The organism is Pseudomonas sp. Q11 (genome assembly GCF_024494355.1).
GTDB classification, from domain to species: Bacteria; Pseudomonadota; Gammaproteobacteria; order Pseudomonadales; family Pseudomonadaceae; genus Aquipseudomonas; species Aquipseudomonas hefeiensis.
Window position 1 is genome coordinate 120,561 of record NZ_JAKNQY010000017.1, and the last position, 16,401, is coordinate 136,961.

The 16,401-nt window shown below is 60.6% G+C and carries 15 protein-coding genes; 9 read left to right on the plus strand and 6 right to left on the minus strand.

Annotation, left to right across the window (positions count from 1 at the left end; all coding sequences use genetic code 11):
• Positions 1 to 116: 116 nt before the first annotated feature.
• From MA884_RS18470 to MA884_RS18480, 3 genes are all read right to left on the minus strand, one after another.
• On the minus strand, positions 117 to 428 hold the full coding sequence (locus MA884_RS18470) for an amidase (protein ID WP_256231852.1): 312 nt from the start codon (positions 426 to 428) through the stop codon (positions 117 to 119).
• Positions 425 to 1,519: a serine hydrolase gene (locus MA884_RS18475; protein WP_256231853.1), complete on the minus strand. Its 1,095-nt coding sequence runs from the start codon at positions 1,517 to 1,519 to the stop codon at positions 425 to 427. The genes MA884_RS18470 and MA884_RS18475 overlap by 4 nt, the downstream gene beginning before the upstream one ends.
• Positions 1,520 to 1,692: 173 nt before the next feature.
• A complete protein-coding gene (locus tag MA884_RS18480; protein ID WP_256231854.1) occupies positions 1,693 to 2,577 on the minus strand; it encodes an acyl-CoA dehydrogenase family protein in 885 nt (294 codons plus the stop codon).
• Between the two features lie 145 nt (positions 2,578 to 2,722).
• Here MA884_RS18480 and olsB point away from each other — a divergent pair, with 145 nt between their 5' ends.
• Positions 2,723 to 3,478, plus strand: a complete 756-nt coding sequence (gene olsB / locus MA884_RS18485) for an L-ornithine N(alpha)-acyltransferase (RefSeq protein ID WP_256231855.1) — start codon at positions 2,723 to 2,725, stop codon at positions 3,476 to 3,478.
• Positions 3,478 to 4,269, plus strand: coding sequence for a lysophospholipid acyltransferase family protein (locus MA884_RS18490; RefSeq protein WP_256231856.1), 792 nt, complete (start codon positions 3,478 to 3,480; stop codon positions 4,267 to 4,269). The genes olsB and MA884_RS18490 overlap by 1 nt, the downstream gene beginning before the upstream one ends.
• A 149-nt stretch (positions 4,270 to 4,418) precedes the next feature.
• On the opposite strand, the gene MA884_RS18495 is transcribed toward MA884_RS18490, so the two are convergent.
• Complete coding sequence (locus MA884_RS18495) at positions 4,419 to 5,003, minus strand: ACP phosphodiesterase (RefSeq protein ID WP_256231857.1); 585 nt, start codon at positions 5,001 to 5,003, stop codon at positions 4,419 to 4,421.
• 156 nt (positions 5,004 to 5,159) lie between these two features.
• Between MA884_RS18495 and MA884_RS18500 the strand changes: the two genes are divergently transcribed.
• The 4 genes from MA884_RS18500 (at position 5,160) to MA884_RS18515 (ending at position 8,565) form a co-directional block, all read left to right on the plus strand.
• Positions 5,160 to 5,462: a helix-turn-helix transcriptional regulator gene (locus MA884_RS18500; protein WP_256231858.1), complete on the plus strand. Its 303-nt coding sequence runs from the start codon at positions 5,160 to 5,162 to the stop codon at positions 5,460 to 5,462.
• A 17-nt stretch (positions 5,463 to 5,479) separates the two neighbouring features.
• Positions 5,480 to 6,646 (plus strand): MFS transporter, encoded by a 1,167-nt coding sequence (locus MA884_RS18505; protein WP_256231859.1) that lies wholly within the window; start codon positions 5,480 to 5,482, stop codon positions 6,644 to 6,646.
• Between the two features lie 33 nt (positions 6,647 to 6,679).
• Positions 6,680 to 7,729: an alkene reductase gene (locus MA884_RS18510; protein WP_256231860.1), complete on the plus strand. Its 1,050-nt coding sequence runs from the start codon at positions 6,680 to 6,682 to the stop codon at positions 7,727 to 7,729.
• A gap of 329 nt (positions 7,730 to 8,058) precedes the next feature.
• Positions 8,059 to 8,565, plus strand: a complete 507-nt coding sequence (locus MA884_RS18515; RefSeq protein WP_256231861.1) for a hypothetical protein — start codon at positions 8,059 to 8,061, stop codon at positions 8,563 to 8,565.
• A 211-nt stretch (positions 8,566 to 8,776) separates the two neighbouring features.
• Here the strand turns inward: MA884_RS18515 and MA884_RS18520 are convergent, their stop codons facing one another.
• Positions 8,777 to 9,409 (minus strand): TetR family transcriptional regulator, encoded by a 633-nt coding sequence (locus MA884_RS18520; RefSeq protein ID WP_256231863.1) that lies wholly within the window; start codon positions 9,407 to 9,409, stop codon positions 8,777 to 8,779.
• A gap of 264 nt (positions 9,410 to 9,673) precedes the next feature.
• Here MA884_RS18520 and MA884_RS18525 point away from each other — a divergent pair, with 264 nt between their 5' ends.
• The 3 genes from MA884_RS18525 to adeC are packed head-to-tail and all read left to right on the plus strand — an operon-like array spanning position 9,674 to position 15,453.
• Entirely contained in the window at positions 9,674 to 10,831 is a 1,158-nt protein-coding gene (locus tag MA884_RS18525; RefSeq protein ID WP_256231864.1) for an efflux RND transporter periplasmic adaptor subunit, read from the plus strand.
• A gap of 3 nt (positions 10,832 to 10,834) precedes the next feature.
• Positions 10,835 to 13,999: an efflux RND transporter permease subunit EmhB gene (emhB, locus tag MA884_RS18530; RefSeq protein WP_256231865.1), complete on the plus strand. Its 3,165-nt coding sequence runs from the start codon at positions 10,835 to 10,837 to the stop codon at positions 13,997 to 13,999.
• Complete coding sequence (gene adeC / locus MA884_RS18535) at positions 13,996 to 15,453, plus strand: AdeC/AdeK/OprM family multidrug efflux complex outer membrane factor (protein ID WP_256231866.1); 1,458 nt, start codon at positions 13,996 to 13,998, stop codon at positions 15,451 to 15,453. The genes emhB and adeC overlap by 4 nt, the downstream gene beginning before the upstream one ends.
• Before the next feature lie 191 nt (positions 15,454 to 15,644).
• Here the strand turns inward: adeC and MA884_RS18540 are convergent, their stop codons facing one another.
• Positions 15,645 to 15,998, minus strand: a complete 354-nt coding sequence (locus tag MA884_RS18540; RefSeq protein ID WP_256231867.1) for a DUF6124 family protein — start codon at positions 15,996 to 15,998, stop codon at positions 15,645 to 15,647.
• Positions 15,999 to 16,401: the final 403 nt, after the last annotated feature.

A 16,401-nucleotide genomic window follows, 5' to 3' on the forward strand; every position in this document is an offset into this window, starting at 1 on the left:
GCCCGCGATGGCGTTCTCGGAATCGCCATCGCGGGCAGCCTTGCTCCCACACTAGGATCGGCGTCAGGCCTTGCTCCATACCAGGATCGGCGTCAGCTTTGTTCCTAAAGGTTAGTTCAGGGTTCCAACCGACACCCCTGCCGCTTCCCCTGCCATCGTGCGCTATTACTGCGCCCCAGCCCGGCGACGGTGATGCGTTTCGCTTCAGGCGTCTCGAGAAAATCGCTGATGGGCACCCACTGCTTTACATAGCCATGGCAATAGTCAGCCGGTTGCTCCATCACGTAACGACACGAGCAATACTCCTTGGCGGTGTAGGCGCTGATGATGTCGGGGAAGGCCCGCAGCGCCACCCGTTCGAGCCAGACCCAGCCGAGCAGCGCTACAACAAGCACCGACATCAACGTGAGCAGCGGTCTGCGCCTCATGGTTGCACCGTCCCGGCGAACGCGGCCATGGCCCGCTTGAGTAATTCGTTGTGGCGGTAGCTGCCGTCGCGGTCATCAGCGTAGCGCACGATCACCAGCCCGGCGCTGGGGATCACGTACAACGCCTGGCCCCAATGGCCCAGCGCGGCAAACGTATCCGGCGGCGCATCGGGCCACGGGTGGATGATCGGGTCGGCAGCGCGGTTGAGCCACCAATGTCCGCCGGGCACCGCTTCGTCCTGGCCGGCCTGGAAGCGGGCGAAGGGCTCGCGATTGAATGCCACCCAGGCTTGAGGGATCAGTTGCCGCTCGCCCCACCGCCCCTCCCGTTGCATCAACAGTCCCACGCGCGCCAGGTCCCGCGCCGTGAGGTAGGCGTAGGACGACCCGACAAAAGTGCCGGTGGCGTCGGTTTCCCAGGTAGCGTGGTGGATGCCCAGCGGCTCGAACAGGGCCGTCCAGGGATAATCGGGATACCGCGCCGGGCCAACGATATTTTTCAATGCCGCCGCCAGCAGGTTGCTGTCGCCGCTGGAGTAACGAAACACCTGCCCCGACGGGCTGTCGCGTTCATGCTGCGCGGTGAACGCCGCCATGTCATGACGCCCCCGGGTATAAAGCATCGCCACCACCGAGGACTTGAGCGGTGCGTATTCGTAATCTTCCTGCCAGTCCAGACCCGAGGCCCAATGGAACAGATCAGCCAAGGTCATGTCCGGATACTTGCTCAACGCCGGGTAATACCTCGCGGCAGGATCCTGCAGACTGAACAGCTTTTGCCCATAGGCCACGCCAAACACCGTCGCCATCAGGCTTTTGCTGATCGACCAGGTCAGGTGCGCAGTGTCGGCGCTGGTGGGCCCGGCATAACGTTCGTAGACCAGCCGACCGTCCTGGATCACCAGCAGCGCATCGGTACGGATGCCCTGGCGTGTGGCATCGTCGCGAGGTGGAAAGGCGTATTGCTCCAGGGCTTCGATGGCCGGCCCGGTGGGGGGCGGGCCACTAGGCCATTGCTCGCCGGGCCAGTCTTCGGCCTGAGCGCACAGGTTGAGCAATAGCAGCGGGATCAGGAACCAGCCTTTGGACATGCTTGGGGCTCGCAGGATTGAACCTTCGGAGCCTATTCAGACTTGATGACAATTTGGGTATTTGTGTCGACAGTACTGGCGCCATCGCGGGCAAGCCTTGCTCCCACAGGTCTACGGCAGACTGTCATTTGGCGCTGACCTGTGGGAGCAAGGCTTGCCCGCGATGAGGCCCTTCAACCCAATGAAGATCCCAACGCCTTGGCCAACCGCTTGGCCCGCGCACCCGCCGCCATGTCCATCACGGCTTTATCCCGCGTCCACATTTCGCGCCACACCGCCGGACCGACGGCCAGGGCGTCGTTCAGTTCGCCATCGAGCCCGTTGAACTGGGCGAACAACCCACCCAGCAACACATGCCCGGCCGCGCTGGACGGGTTGTGCCGGCTCACTTCAGCGCAACCGGCCAGCAACCCCAGCAAGCGCAGCTGCAGGGCTTGGGGCCACGCGCACTCCTGCCCCACGCCATACAGCCAGGCGGCCATGGCACTGAGCACATAAAGGTCTTCCAGGGTGCGGAACGGTTTGACGTAGGCGTCCCAGCCATCCCCGGCCAACAACTCGCACAGCGCGCCATCAAGCACTACCCGTCCATGGCTGATGTCGGGCATCAGGGCGATGGCCGGGAGTTTTTCCAGGGTCACACCCGGCTCTCCAGGATAAACCACCGCAAGATTCAACTGCGGCGGCTCGCCGAACGCTTCGCCGCGGGCGGCGACCAGCAGCCACTCAGCGGCATCGCCCGTGGTAACAAAATCTTTGCGCCCGTTCAAACGCAGGTCGGTGACGCGAGTCTGCATGTCCGCCGGACGCAGGCTGCGCTGCTCGGTGGCGCACAAGGCGCCCAGGCTCTGCGGCGCGCTCGGCCAGAGCACTCGCAGCGCCGCCTGATACCCCACCAGAAAAGCCAACCCCGGTGTTGCCATCAATCGCGCGCCCATTACGGCCAGTTCAAACGGCGTCACCGGCCCCAGGCGTTGCAGCAAGGATGCATAACCCTCGGCCAGATCCGGATGGGCGGGCAGTCGTTCGCCGCGTTCGATCAGGTTTTGCCAGGGCATAAGAGGCTCCTCAATGGGCTGTCACATAAGCATCACCAAAGCTTCATGGCGATGACACCGGGGCTACATAGCCTGACTTTGCACAACATGGCTGCATAAAGAAAGTCGATCGGCTGCAACTGAACAGCCCGCACGGAGATTCGCTATGACTCAGATCGCCCGCATCAGCGACACTGGCAATGAACGCCGCCTGCAAGCCGAACGCCTGATTGGCGCCAAGGCTTTGCAAGAAGCCCAGGCCCTGCGCTTCAACGTCTTCAGCGGCGAGTTCAACGCCAAGCTCAAAGGCGCGGAAATGGGTCTGGACATGGATGACTATGATGTTCACTGCGCCCACATCGGCGTACGCGACCTGAACACCGGCCGCCTCGTGGCGACGACGCGTCTGCTCGATCACCACGCCGCCAGCAGCCTGGGCCGGTTCTACAGTGAAGAAGAGTTCAGCCTTCACGGCCTGGTCCATCTCAAGGGTCCGATCCTGGAAATCGGTCGCACCTGCGTCGACCCGGCCTACCGCAACGGCGGCACCATCGCGGTACTTTGGGGCGAACTGGCCGAGGTGCTGAACGAGGGCGGCTACAGCTACCTGATGGGATGCGCGAGCATTCCAATGCAGGACGGTGGCGTCCAGGCCCAAGCGATCATGCAGCGTCTGCGCGAACGGTATCTGTGCACCGAACACCTGCGGGCGGTGCCGAAAAAACCATTGCCGGCCCTGGACGTGCCGTCCAACGTCATTGCCGAAATGCCACCTCTGCTCAAGGCTTATATGCGCCTGGGCGCGAAGATTTGCGGTGAGCCGTGCTGGGATGAGGATTTCCAGGTGGCCGACGTGTTCATCCTGCTCAAGCGCGACGAACTCTGCCCACGCTACGCCCGCCACTTCAAGGCAGCGGTGTGATGAGTCGGTTGCGGGTGTACGCGCGAATCGCGCGAGTGTTGCTGGTGGTGACGCTGGGCCTGAGCATGGCCAGCGTGTTCGGGCTGTTTGAACGGCTGGGTGTGGCCAATTCCATGGTGCGCCGCCAGCGCTGGTCGCGATTTTTCATGGCGCGCCTGAGCCACGCCCTGCCCTTCTCCATGACGGTGCACGGGCAAATGCCACAACAGCCCATGCTGTGGGTCAGCAACCATGTGTCCTGGACCGATATCCCGCTGCTGGGCATGCTGACGCCAATGTCGTTCCTGTCCAAGGCCGAAGTGCGCACCTGGCCCGTGGCGGGATGGTTGGCGGCCAAGGCCGGCAGCTTGTTCATCCGTCGCGGCTCGGGCGACAGCCAGTTGATTCGCAAACAGATGAGTCGACACCTGGAACAGGCCCATCCGCTGCTGATGTTTCCCGAAGGCACCACCACCGATGGCCGCTCCCTGCGCACCTTCCATGGTCGTTTACTGTCGGCGGCCATCGATGCTGACGTGGCGCTGCAACCGGTGGCAATCCGTTATCTGCGCAACGGCGAGCCTGACTCACTGGCACCGTTCATTGGCGATGATGATCTGCTGTCGCACCTGATGCGGTTGTTTGCCAATGACCGGGGCGACGTGCATATCCATCTGCTGGAGCCGATCGCCTGCCACGGCCAGGAACGCGCGGCATTGGCGTTCCAGGCTCAGCAGGCGGTGCATAAGGCGTTGTTTGGCGAAATCCCACAAAAGCAGCAAGTGCCGATGCGGCCTGCGATCGCGGCCTGATCCGGCGGCCCTGTGCAGAGCCCTTGTGGGAGCGAGCCTGCTCGCGATAGCGGTCAGTCAGTCAACTGATTCTTGACTGCCAGGCCCTCATCGCGAGCAGGCTCGCTCCCACATTTGATCTTCAGTGACTGCAATAGCCGGCTCCAACATCACCCCTGCGGTGTTGTCTGGCTCAACGCAAAATCCTGCAACTGCGGGTAGAACAACCGAAAATCTTCGCTCAACGGCTCATAGAGTTTGATCAATTCTTCCATGGCCCCGGCCAGTTCCTCCGGCCGGGACAGGCGTCGGGAAATGCCTCGCAGCACCTGCCCCATCACCTCAAATTCCCGGTAAGACCCCAGCCAGTCATCCGCCGCCATATAAGGCGCGATTTGCGCCAAACGCCCAGGCAACTGCGGCTCGGCGGCGAGCACTCGATAGACCTGGGAGGTGAAGTCCAGCAACGGCCCTTCGCCATACAGCGTCCAGTCCCGGGCCAGGCAATGATCGAAAAATACGTCGAGCACAATTCCGGCATAGCGCCGCCGTACGGTGGAAAAACGCGACAGAGCGATATCCACCACGGGGTGGCGATCGGTGTACATGTCGATGCGCCGATGCAGGGCAATCGCCGCTTCGATCTGCGGATCGTATAACCCTTGCAGCGGCCCTTTGACGAAGTCGCCGTAGAGGCTGCCGAGCAGTTGTTCCCGGCCGGGGCCGCCAAGGTGCAGGTGTGCGAGATAGTTCATGGCGCCAAGCTTAGCACCGTGGCACCCATATCGTTATAACCCGATATAGCGATTTATTCAGTTTTCAGATCAAATTCATATTGGTGTATCGCGAAATAACGATTTAAGGTTCGCCTCATCGCGATATAGCGTTTTACTCATCCCGAGCTGCCAACCATGAACCTCGACCTCGACGAAATAATAAAAGCCCTGGCGCACCCAGTACGGCGAGACATTCTCAACTGGCTCAAAGACCCCAAGGTCCAGTTCCCCGAACAGTTGCACAACCACGAATTCGGCATTTGCGCCGGACAGATCGACCAGCGTTGCGGCCTGTCGCAGTCCACTGTGTCCGCCCATCTGGCGGTGTTGCAACGGGCGGGGCTGATCACCAGCCAGAAGGTCGGTCAATGGCATTTCTTCAAACGCAACGAGGACGTGATCCAGCAGTTCCTCAAGCAAATGAGCCAAGAGCTCTGACCCGACAAGGATCCACCATGCCCCTCTCACTTCTCATCCTGGCCCTGAGCGCCTTCGCCATCGGCACCACCGAGTTCGTCATCATGGGCCTGTTGCCTGAGGTGGCGGCCGACCTGGGTGTATCGATTCCCGGCGCCGGCTGGCTGGTGACCGGCTATGCCCTGGGCGTGGCCATCGGTGCACCGTTCATGGCCCTGGCCACCGCGCGGTTGCCGCGCAAGGCCGCCCTGGTAGCGCTGATGGGGATCTTCATCATCGGCAACCTGCTCTGCGCCATCGCCAGTGACTACAACGTGCTGATGTTCGCCAGGGTCGTCACCGCCCTGTGCCACGGTGCGTTCTTCGGCATCGGTTCGGTGGTGGCCGCCGGCCTGGTGGCACCCAACAAGCGCGCCTCGGCCGTGGCCCTGATGTTCACCGGCCTGACCCTGGCCAACGTGCTCGGCGTACCGCTGGGCACCGCCCTGGGTCAGGAAGCCGGCTGGCGCTCGACTTTCTGGGCCGTGACCGTCATCGGCGTGATTGCGCTGATCGGCCTGATCCGTTTTCTGCCGGCCAAGCGCGATGAAGAAAAACTCGACATGCGCTCGGAGCTCGTCGCCCTCAAGGGCGCAGGCCTGTGGCTGTCCCTGAGCATGACCGCGCTGTTCTCCGCCTCGGTGTTCACCCTGTTCACTTACGTCGCCCCGCTGCTGGGAGAAGTCACTGGCGTATCGCCCCGCGGCGTGACCTGGACCCTGGTGCTGATCGGCCTGGGCCTGACCCTGGGCAACATCATCGGCGGCAAGCTGGCGGACAAGAGTCTGGCGAACACGCTGATGGGGGTTTTCACCATCATGGCTGTGGTGTCCACCGTATTGAGCTGGACCAGCGTCGCGCTGATCCCCACTGAAATCACCCTGTTCCTCTGGGCCACCGCTTGCTTTGCCGCCGTGCCGGCCCTGCAAGTCAACGTGGTGACCTTCGGCAAAGCCGCCCCAAACCTGGTTTCCACCCTGAACATCGGCGCCTTCAACATCGGTAACGCCTTGGGCGCCTGGGTCGGCGGCAGTGTCATCGACCACGGCCTGGGCCTGACCAGCGTGCCCCTGGCCGCCGGCGCGCTGGCCGTGCTGGCGCTGCTGGTCACCCTGATCACTTTCCGCCAGGGCGCCAATGCCGACCTGGCCCCAGCGACTCACTGACTTTTGACCACTCTACTTTTGAGGTTGTAATTGATGACGACTATTTTCGATCCAATCAAACTCGGCGATATCGAACTGAAAAACCGCATCATCATGGCGCCGCTCACCCGCTGCCGCGCCGACGCGGGTCGTGTACCCAACGCGCTGATGGCCGAGTACTACGTGCAGCGTGCCTCCGCCGGCCTGATTCTCAGCGAAGCCACCTCTGTCACCCCCATGGGCGTGGGCTATCCGGACACCCCCGGTATCTGGTCCAACGACCAGGTGCGCGGCTGGAGCAACGTGACCAAGGCCATCCACGGCGCAGGTGGCAAGATTTTCCTGCAACTGTGGCACGTAGGCCGGATCTCTCATCCGTCTTACCTGAACGGCGAAATGCCGGTAGCACCGAGCGCCATCCAGCCCAAAGGCCATGTCAGCCTGGTGCGTCCGTTGGCCGAATACCCGACGCCACGCGCGCTGGAAAACGCTGAGATCGCCGACATCATCGATGCCTACCGCGTAGGCGCCGAGAACGCCAAGGCCGCTGGTTTCGACGGCGTGGAAATCCATGGCGCCAACGGTTACCTGCTCGACCAGTTCCTGCAAAGCAGCACCAACCAGCGCACCGACAACTATGGCGGTTCCCTGGAAAACCGTGCCCGCCTGCTGTTGGAAGTGACCGACGCGGCTATCGAAATTTGGGGCGCCGGCCGGGTTGGCGTGCACCTGGCACCGCGCGCCGATTCCCATGACATGGGCGACGAAAATCGTCTGGAAACCTTCAGCTACGTGGCTCGCGAACTGGGCAAGCGTGGCATCGCCTTCATCTGCTCCCGCGAGAAGGAAGGCGAAGACAGCATCGGTCCGCAGCTCAAACAAGCTTTCGGCGGCCCGTACATTGCCAACGAACGTTTCACCAAGGACAGCGCCAACGCCTGGCTAGCCGAGGGTAAGGCTGACGCCGTTGCGTTCGGTGTGCCGTTCATCGCCAACCCAGACCTGCCAGCACGCTTGAAAGCTGACGCACCGCTGAACGAGCCGCATCCGGAAACGTTCTATGGGAAAGGCCCGGTGGGTTACATCGATTACCCCGTGATGTAAATAAAAAACGGCCCTACAAAAAAAGCCCCGACTCGAAAGAGCCGGGGCTTTTTTACATCGGTTGACTGCTGACGCAATCAAACTCTTCAGGCATCGAAACATCGAATAACAACACCACACTTACTCACTATGGATTAACACACCCGACCACGCTAATAATAAGCCCGAACAACAACCCACTCACCCAACGGATTCAATCAACACTTATCAACCTTTAATAAGCAACTTTAATTCTTGTAAAAACAACATCAAACCCAGCAACTTAAATTACGCGCAATCCTCTGACGCAGGCTTTCGCGAGCCTCGTAATACCTGAGAGACACATTACAATGAACATGATGAAAAACTTAATCCTCGCCCTGCTACTGGGACCGGTAGCCGTCGCCACTAGTCTGGCCAACACCCGCATCACCGTGGAGCTCGTAAACAAAACTTCTCACGCGTTGGAAATGACCAACATTTCAAGTGAGCAACCCACGCCCCCGGACATGTCCTTGAGCGTTTATGATGTGCCCGCCAAAACAACCCGCGAATTCTATTTCGTCCATAACAGGAGATTCTCTTATCCCGCTACTGGCTGGCAACCAACGTTGAGAAAAATCAAACCGATTGAATTAGTTCTCTCTTACCAAATGAGCACTTTCAACTTCGACTGCCAAATGCAAACCCGCCTTGAAGTCCCCATCGGCTTTGGTGTCTTGGAAGCCAGTTACAAGCCAAGCAGGAAAAGCAGAACCGCGTATACTGGTAATGGCGAATACACTTGCCGCTCGGAGATCTTTCAAAAAATGCTCGAACCCCCTTTCAACTATTCCGTGCGCCTGATTGTTGAATAAACCAGAGGGTCGTTAACAGGCCGCTACGACAAGTACAGGCGCCTCAATGGCGCCTGTACATCAACACGCCATAATCCTTCTGCATGCTAGCGGCTAGCGCGCTATCAACGTGTCTGTAGTTCGTCTATAAATGACTGCGCCGGAATCAAGGCCCGGCGGGGTCCTCACCGTTCAGCTATTGACACAAACTGATGAAATTGAGCATTTTGCTTCATTTGCGCAGGCTGGGGCTAAGGTGCAGCATGTCCAGCCCGATCTCCACCCAGCGCTCGGCCTCAGCCGCCAGTGCGAAGCTGTCGGGGGCCAGTAGCCACTGGTATAAAATGCCGTCGATATAAGCATGAATGGCGACCGCCGCTCTTACGGGATCCAGATCGTCCGGCAACTGGCCGCGATTCATCGCATTGCGCAACGACAACGCGATACGCACATTGCAGTCGAGACTGACCTGGCGCCGCTGCTGGCGCAAATCGCACATTTCATCGGTGAATTCGCACTTATGAAACAGAATCTCATTAATGCGGCGGGTTTTAGGATCCAGGGCCACCTGTTGAAACAATCGCACCAGCAGCTTGCGAACACAGCCCAGGGGGTCAAGCTCCTCTTCACGCTCACTGGCGCGGGCCAGATCGTCGAGCGGCTCATGCAAAGTATCGAGCATGGCCTGGAGCAGGTCAGCCTTGTTGCTGAAATGCCAGTAGATGGCGCCGCGCGTTACCCCGGCCAGCGTCGCGATGTCAGCCAGTGTCGTGCGGGCCACACCGCGCTCGAAAAAGGCTTTCTCGGCCGCTTCGAGTATCTGGCTGCGAGTCTCCAGGGCTTCCTCTTTGGTACGACGAACCATGGCAGTAAACACCTCAATCAGGATGCGTAAGCAATGCGTAAGAATCAGCTGAGCAAAATGTGAAGCGGCGTGTTCCGGAACGCGTCCCCGTCATGCTCAGGCCTTTTGTCAGGCTTTTGTAAATACGGATGGTACGCAATTTGGGTGTTTACAAACAACCGTGTACGTAAGTATATTTCTTAGCATCCTACTAATTGTTTATCTCGCTCTTTTCACTTTCCACTTTCGAGTGCGCCTGTTACGCACCTGGACCCGAGGATTTCCATGCAATTCAAGCCAGCTGTTACCGCTCTGGTTACCGCCATCGCCCTGGCATCGCTGCTCAGCGGATGTAAAGAGGAAGAGGCTGCACCTGCCGCACCAGCCCCTCAGGTCGGCGTCGTAACCCTCAAGACTCAGCCTTTCACCCTGACGTCAGAACTTCCCGGCCGCACCAGCGCGTTCCGCATCGCGGAAGTTCGTCCGCAAGTCAACGGCATCATCCTCAAGCGTCTGTTCAAGGAAGGTGCCGACGTCAAGGCCGGCCAGCAGCTGTATCAGATTGACCCGGCCATGTACGAGGCGACCCTCAAAAGCGCCGAGGCCAACCTGCGCTCCACCAAGTCCATTTCCGATCGCTACAAGCAATTGGTGGACGAACAGGCCGTCAGCCGCCAGGAATATGACACCGCCGTGGCCAACCGCCTGGAGTCGGAAGCCAACCTGCAAACCGCGCGGATCAACGTGCGCTACACCAAGGTCTACGCACCGATTTCCGGTCGCATCGGTCGTTCCTCGGTGACCGAAGGTGCGCTGGTGAGCAACGGTCAGGCCGATGCCATGGCGACCATCCAGCAACTGGACCCGATCTACGTCGACGTGACGCAGAGCTCTGTGGAACTGCTGCAATTGCGCCGCGAACTGGAAAGCGGCCGCCTGCAGAAGGCTGGCGACAACGCCGCCATGGTCAAACTGACCCTGGAAGACGGCAGCGAGTATGCCCATGAGGGCAAGCTGGAGTTCTCCGAAGTATCGGTAGACCAAACCACCGGTTCGGTGACCTTGCGCGCAGTGTTCCCCAACCCTGACCACACGCTGCTGCCAGGCATGTTCGTTCACGCCCAGTTGAAGGCCGGGGTCAACAGCGCGGCGATTCTTGCGCCGCAGCAAGGTGTCACCCGCGACCTCAAAGGCATGCCGACCGCTCTGGTGGTGGGCCCGGACAACAAGGTCGAGCTGCGTCAGCTCAAGGCCAGCCGCACCGTCGGTAGCCAGTGGCTGATCGAAGACGGGCTCAAGGCTGGCGATCGCCTGATCACCGAAGGGTTGCAGTACGTACGGCCGGGGGTGGAAGTCAAAGCCACTGAGGCCACCAACGTTGGCGAAAAGAACCCGGCCCCCGCACAGGCAGCTGACAAAGCCGCCGGCGGCAAAGGGGAGTAAACCATGTCGAAATTTTTTATCGACCGTCCGATTTTCGCCTGGGTGATCGCCCTGGTGATCATGTTGGTCGGGGCTCTATCGATCCTCAAGTTGCCAATCAACCAGTACCCCAGCATCGCGCCGCCGGCCATTGCGATCCAGGTAACCTACCCGGGCGCGTCCGCGCAAACCGTGCAGGACACCGTGGTGCAGGTCATCGAGCAACAGCTCAACGGTATCGACAACCTGCGTTACGTCTCCTCGGAAAGTAACTCCGACGGCAGCATGACCATTACGGCGACCTTCGAACAAGGCACCAACTCCGATACCGCACAGGTCCAGGTCCAGAACAAGTTGAACCTGGCGACCCCGCTGCTGCCGCAAGAAGTGCAGCAACAGGGTATCCGCGTGACCAAGTCAGTGAGAAACTTCCTGATGGTGATCGGCGTGGTGTCGCGCGACGGCAGCATGACCCGGGAAGACCTGTCCAACTACATCGTGTCCAACATGCAGGACCCGATCTCGCGGACTGCCGGTGTCGGTGACTTCCAGGTCTTCGGTGCCCAGTACGCAATGCGAATCTGGCTCGACCCGGCCAAGCTGAATAACTACAACCTGACCCCGGTGGATGTAACGACCGCCATTTCCGCGCAGAACGTCCAGATCGCGTCCGGCCAACTCGGCGGCCTGCCTGCCCTGCCCGGTCAGCAACTGAACGCCACCATTATTGGCAAGACCCGCCTGCAGACCGCCGAACAGTTCAAGGCCATCTTGCTCAAGGTCAATCCGGACGGCTCGCAAGTGCGCGTCGGCGACGTGGCGGATGTCGCCCTGGGCGGCGAGAGCTACAGCATCAATGCCCAGTTCAACGGCGCCCCGGCCTCCGGTCTGGCTGTGAGACTGGCCACCGGTGCCAACGCCCTCGACACGGCCAAAGCCCTGCGCCAGACCGTCGAAGATCTCAAGCCGTTCTTCCCGCAAGGCCTGGAAGTGGTGTTTCCCTACGACACCACACCGGTGGTGAGCGAGTCGATCAAGGGTGTGGTTGAAACCCTGATCGAAGCGGTCGCACTGGTGTTCCTGGTGATGTTCCTGTTCCTGCAAAACTTCCGCGCCACCATCATCACCACGATGACGGTGCCGGTGGTACTGCTCGGCACTTTCGGGATCCTCGCGGCATTCGGCTTCAGCATCAACACCCTGACCATGTTCGGCATGGTGCTGGCCATCGGTTTGCTGGTGGACGATGCCATCGTCGTGGTGGAGAACGTCGAACGGGTCATGAGCGAAGAGGGCCTGTCACCCAAGGAAGCCACCAAGAAATCCATGGGCCAGATCCAGGGCGCCCTGGTGGGTATCGCCCTGGTGCTGTCGGCGGTGCTGCTGCCGATGGCGTTTTTTGGCGGCTCCACCGGCGTGATCTACAAGCAGTTCTCCATCACCATCGTCTCGGCCATGACCCTGTCGGTACTGGTGGCCCTGATTTTCACTCCGGCCCTGTGCGCCACCATGCTCAAGCCCATTCCCAAGGGTGAACACGGCACGCCGAAACGCGGTTTCTTCGGCTGGTTCAACCGTTCCTTCGACCGCGGCGTCAGAAGCTACGAGCGCGGTGTGAGCAACATGCTCAAGCACAAGGCGCCGTACCTGCTGGCCTATGTGATCATCGTGGTCGGCATGGTCTGGCTGTTCACCCGCATCCCGACGGCGTTCCTGCCGGAAGAAGACCAGGGCGTGCTGTTTGCCCAAGTACAGACACCGGCCGGTTCCAGCGCCGAGCGGACCCAGGTGGTGGTGGACAATATGCGCGAGTTCCTGCTGCGTCCAAGCAAGGATGGCGGTGAAGGCGATGGCGTGGCCTCCGTGTTCACCGTGACCGGCTTCAACTTCGCCGGTCGTGGCCAGAGCTCCGGCCTGGCGTTCATCATGCTCAAGCCGTGGGAAGAGCGTGACGCCGAGAACACCGTGTTCAAAATCGCTGGTCGCGCCCAGCAACACTTCTTCACCTTCCGCGACGCAATGGTGTTCGCCTTCGCTCCGCCGGCGGTGATGGAACTGGGTAACGCCACCGGTTTCGACGTGTTCCTGCAGGATCGCGCCGGCATCGGCCATGAGAAGTTGATGGAAGCCCGTAACCAGTTCCTCGGCATGGCTGCCCAGAGCAAGATTCTGTCCCAGGTGCGTCCGAACGGCCTGAACGACGAGCCGCAGTACCAGTTGGAAATCGATGACGAGAAGGCCAGCGCCCTGGGCATCACCCTTTCGGACATCAACAGCACCCTCTCGGTTGCCCTAGGCAGTAGCTACGTGAACGACTTCATCGACCGTGGTCGGGTGAAGCGGGTGTACGTCCAGGGTCAGCCGAACGCGCGCATGAGCCCCGAAGACCTGCAGAAGTGGTATGTGCGCAACAGCGCCGGGACCATGGTGCCGTTCAGCGCATTCGCCAAAGGCGAGTGGGTCTACGGCTCGCCGAAACTGGCCCGTTACAACGGTGTGGAAGCGATGGAAATTCTGGGGGCGCCGGCTCCGGGTTACTCCACCGGTGAAGCCATGGCCGAAGTCGAGGCCATCGCCCAGAAGCTGCCGGCCGGCGTCGGTATTTCCTGGACGGGCCTGTCCTACGAGGAACGTCTGTCCGGCTCCCAGGCACCAGCGTTGTATGCCTTGTCACTGTTAATGGTATTCCTCTGCCTGGCGGCGCTGTATGAAAGCTGGTCGATTCCGATCGCGGTCATGCTTGTGGTGCCATTGGGGATCATCGGTGCCTTGATGGCGACCAGCCTGCGCGGCCTGTCCAACGACGTGTACTTCCAGGTGGGCTTGTTGACGACCATCGGTCTGGCGGCGAAAAACGCCATTCTGATCGTGGAGTTCGCCAAGGAACTCCACGAACAGGGCCGCACACTGGTGGAAGCCGCCATTGAAGCCTGTAGGATGCGTCTAAGGCCGATCATCATGACGTCCCTGGCGTTCGTCCTCGGCGTGGTGCCGTTGGCGATTTCCACCGGCGCAGGCTCAGGCAGCCAGCACGCCATCGGCACCGGTGTGATCGGCGGTATGTTGACCGCCACCATCCTGGCGATTTTCTGGGTGCCATTGTTCTTCGTGACCGTGTCGTCGATAGGCCGTCGCAAAAATATCGACCAGGACGACACTCCTGAAACTTCTAAAGAGGCTGGCCAATGAGCAAGTCGCTCCTCTCTCTGACCATCGCTGCCGTCGTGCTCAGCGGCTGCTCGCTGATCCCCGATTATCAGCAGCCCGAAGCACCGGTCGCCACGCAATACCCGCAAGGTCCGGCCTACGAGCCGGCCAAGGCGGCCAGCCAGGCCGCCGCCGAACAGGGCTGGAAACAGTTTTTCCATGATCCGGCCCTGCAACAGCTGATCCAGGTTGCCCTGGAAAACAACCGCGACCTGCGCGTCGCGGCGCTGAATATCGATGCCTACGCCGCGCAATACCGCATCCAGCGGGCGGACCTGTTCCCGGCGGTCTCGGCCACCGGCTCCGGCAGCCGCCAGCGAGTGCCGGCACGGGCGTCGCAAACCGGTGAAGCGGGCATCACCAGTTCCTATTCGGCAACCTTGGGCATCAGTGCCTATGAACTGGACCTGTTCGGCCGGGTGCGCAGCCTGAGCGAGCAAGCGCTGCAAAGCTACTTCGCCACCGAAGAGGCTCGTCGCAGTACCCAGATCAGCCTGGTGGCCAGCGTTGCCAACGCCTACCTGACCTGGCAGGCCGACAAGGAGCTGCTCAAGCTGACCCAGGAAACCCTGGGCACCTATGAGCAAAGCCTCAAGCTGACCTCCCGTAGCGCCGAAGTCGGTGTGGCCTCGGCCTTGGACCTGAGCCAGGCACGCACGGCGGTGGAAAACGCCCGCGTACAACTGGCGCGCTACACCCGCCAGGTGGCCCAGGACGAAAACAGCCTGACCCTGCTGCTGGGCACCGGTCTGCCATCCAACCTGAGCACCCAACCGCTGAGTGATGACTTGCTGAGTGAAGTGCCGGCCGGGTTGCCGTCGGACCTGTTACAGCGTCGCCCGGACATCCTCCAGGCCGAACGCAACCTGCTGGCCGCCAACGCCAACATCGGTGCCGCGCGGGCCGCGTTCTTCCCAAGCATCAGCCTGACGGCCAACGCCGGCACTTTGAGCCCGGACCTGTCTGGTCTGTTCAAGGGCGGTTCGGGTACCTGGACCTTCGCCCCGCAAATCAACCTGCCGATCTTCAACGCCGGCAGCCTGCGGGCAAGCCTGGATTACGCCAAAATCCAGAAAGACATCAACGTCGCCAATTACGAGAAGTCGATTCAGACCGCGTTCCAGGAAGTCTCCGACGGCCTGGCCGCACGCCGGACCTACAATGAACAGTTGCAGGCCCAGACCGCCTTCGTCGCCGCCAACCAGGATTACTACCGCCTGGCCGAGCGTCGCTATCGCATCGGTGTCGACAGCAACCTGACCTTCCTCGACGCCCAACGTCAGTTGTTCAGCGCCCAACAATCGCTGATCACTGACCGCCTGGCGCAACTGACCAGCGAGGTCAATTTGTACAGAGCGTTGGGTGGCGGCTGGAATGCCGAGACCGGCAAGAACGAACCGGTGGCGGAGAAAGCGCCGCCGCTGAAATTGTTCTGACTGGATGCCTGAACGCTGAAACACGAAGCCCACCGAAAGGTGGGCTTTTTGTTTGTGCGTGTTTTAACGCCAGCCTGTGTGGGAGCAAGGCTTGCCCGCGATGCAGGCGATGCGCTCTTTCAGAAATCGAGGCGCCTGTTTCGCGAGCAAGCTTTGCTCCCACAACTCAGCATGGGATAAATCCCAATTGGCTAACGCGGGTCGACGATATCCAGCGCTCGATTGGCCAACAACTCACTCAATTCAATCATCTGTACTACGCCGAGCGCGACATGGCGCCGCGAGCCTTCCAGATCGAACGCCAGCTCGCTGACCATGGCATTGGCCGAGGCCAGGGTTTCGCTGAGATTGGCCAGTAGACACTCGGTGTCGAGGGTATCGATGACGGTGAAAACTCGAGTGGATGAGGTTCGGGGTTTGGGGCCGGGAGTGGTGCCCAGATGGTAATCGAGTGCTCGGTCTGCGGCCTCTTGGAGCTTTTCTGGGTCGGGGTCGTTGTAGGGGAAGGTGCTCTCTGATGGCGAAGACGGATGATGTTTTTTCATAACGGCGCTCCTGCATCAATTGGAGCCCGAGACGCTGGGTCCGGGGCGTTGGCGCCTAACGAATTCAGCGGGCTTGCAGTCCCGGTCGCTGGATGGGCGGCGACACGAACAAGCTAGAGATACCGCTTCCGAGCAGCAACCTTAAAACCTCGTCGGAAAAGTCGTCGCGTCTGTCAGACCGGCCCACAAATTCTGTGGGAGCAAGGCTTGCCCGCGATGGCGGCCTGACAGCCGGCCAGGGTTTTGTTGATCGGGTACGTATCCATTGCTGCGGTAACGGCCACTTAGGGTTCCGCCCTGACGGCGGCTCACTTTTGAAAAGCGCAAAAGTAAGCAAAACGCTTCTGCCGGTATGACTCACCCACATGGGTTACAAATCAGTTCACGCACATAGGTAACAGTT

Excerpts from the sequence above, each read along its gene's own strand:
- MA884_RS18470 (WP_256231852.1), bottom strand. The coding sequence starts at position 428 with ATGAGGCGCAGACCGCTGCTCACGTTGATGTCGGTGCTTGTTGTAGCG.
- MA884_RS18475 (WP_256231853.1), bottom strand. The coding sequence starts at position 1,519 with ATGTCCAAAGGCTGGTTCCTGATCCCGCTGCTATTGCTCAACCTGTGC.
- MA884_RS18480 (WP_256231854.1), bottom strand. The coding sequence starts at position 2,577 with ATGCCCTGGCAAAACCTGATCGAACGCGGCGAACGACTGCCCGCCCAT.
- olsB (WP_256231855.1), top strand. The coding sequence starts at position 2,723 with ATGACTCAGATCGCCCGCATCAGCGACACTGGCAATGAACGCCGCCTG.
- MA884_RS18490 (WP_256231856.1), top strand. The coding sequence starts at position 3,478 with ATGAGTCGGTTGCGGGTGTACGCGCGAATCGCGCGAGTGTTGCTGGTG.
- MA884_RS18495 (WP_256231857.1), bottom strand. The coding sequence starts at position 5,003 with ATGAACTATCTCGCACACCTGCACCTTGGCGGCCCCGGCCGGGAACAA.
- MA884_RS18500 (WP_256231858.1), top strand. The coding sequence starts at position 5,160 with ATGAACCTCGACCTCGACGAAATAATAAAAGCCCTGGCGCACCCAGTA.
- MA884_RS18505 (WP_256231859.1), top strand. The coding sequence starts at position 5,480 with ATGCCCCTCTCACTTCTCATCCTGGCCCTGAGCGCCTTCGCCATCGGC.
- MA884_RS18510 (WP_256231860.1), top strand. The coding sequence starts at position 6,680 with ATGACGACTATTTTCGATCCAATCAAACTCGGCGATATCGAACTGAAA.
- MA884_RS18515 (WP_256231861.1), top strand. The coding sequence starts at position 8,059 with ATGAACATGATGAAAAACTTAATCCTCGCCCTGCTACTGGGACCGGTA.
- MA884_RS18520 (WP_256231863.1), bottom strand. The coding sequence starts at position 9,409 with ATGGTTCGTCGTACCAAAGAGGAAGCCCTGGAGACTCGCAGCCAGATA.
- MA884_RS18525 (WP_256231864.1), top strand. The coding sequence starts at position 9,674 with ATGCAATTCAAGCCAGCTGTTACCGCTCTGGTTACCGCCATCGCCCTG.
- emhB (WP_256231865.1), top strand. The coding sequence starts at position 10,835 with ATGTCGAAATTTTTTATCGACCGTCCGATTTTCGCCTGGGTGATCGCC.
- adeC (WP_256231866.1), top strand. The coding sequence starts at position 13,996 with ATGAGCAAGTCGCTCCTCTCTCTGACCATCGCTGCCGTCGTGCTCAGC.
- MA884_RS18540 (WP_256231867.1), bottom strand. The coding sequence starts at position 15,998 with ATGAAAAAACATCATCCGTCTTCGCCATCAGAGAGCACCTTCCCCTAC.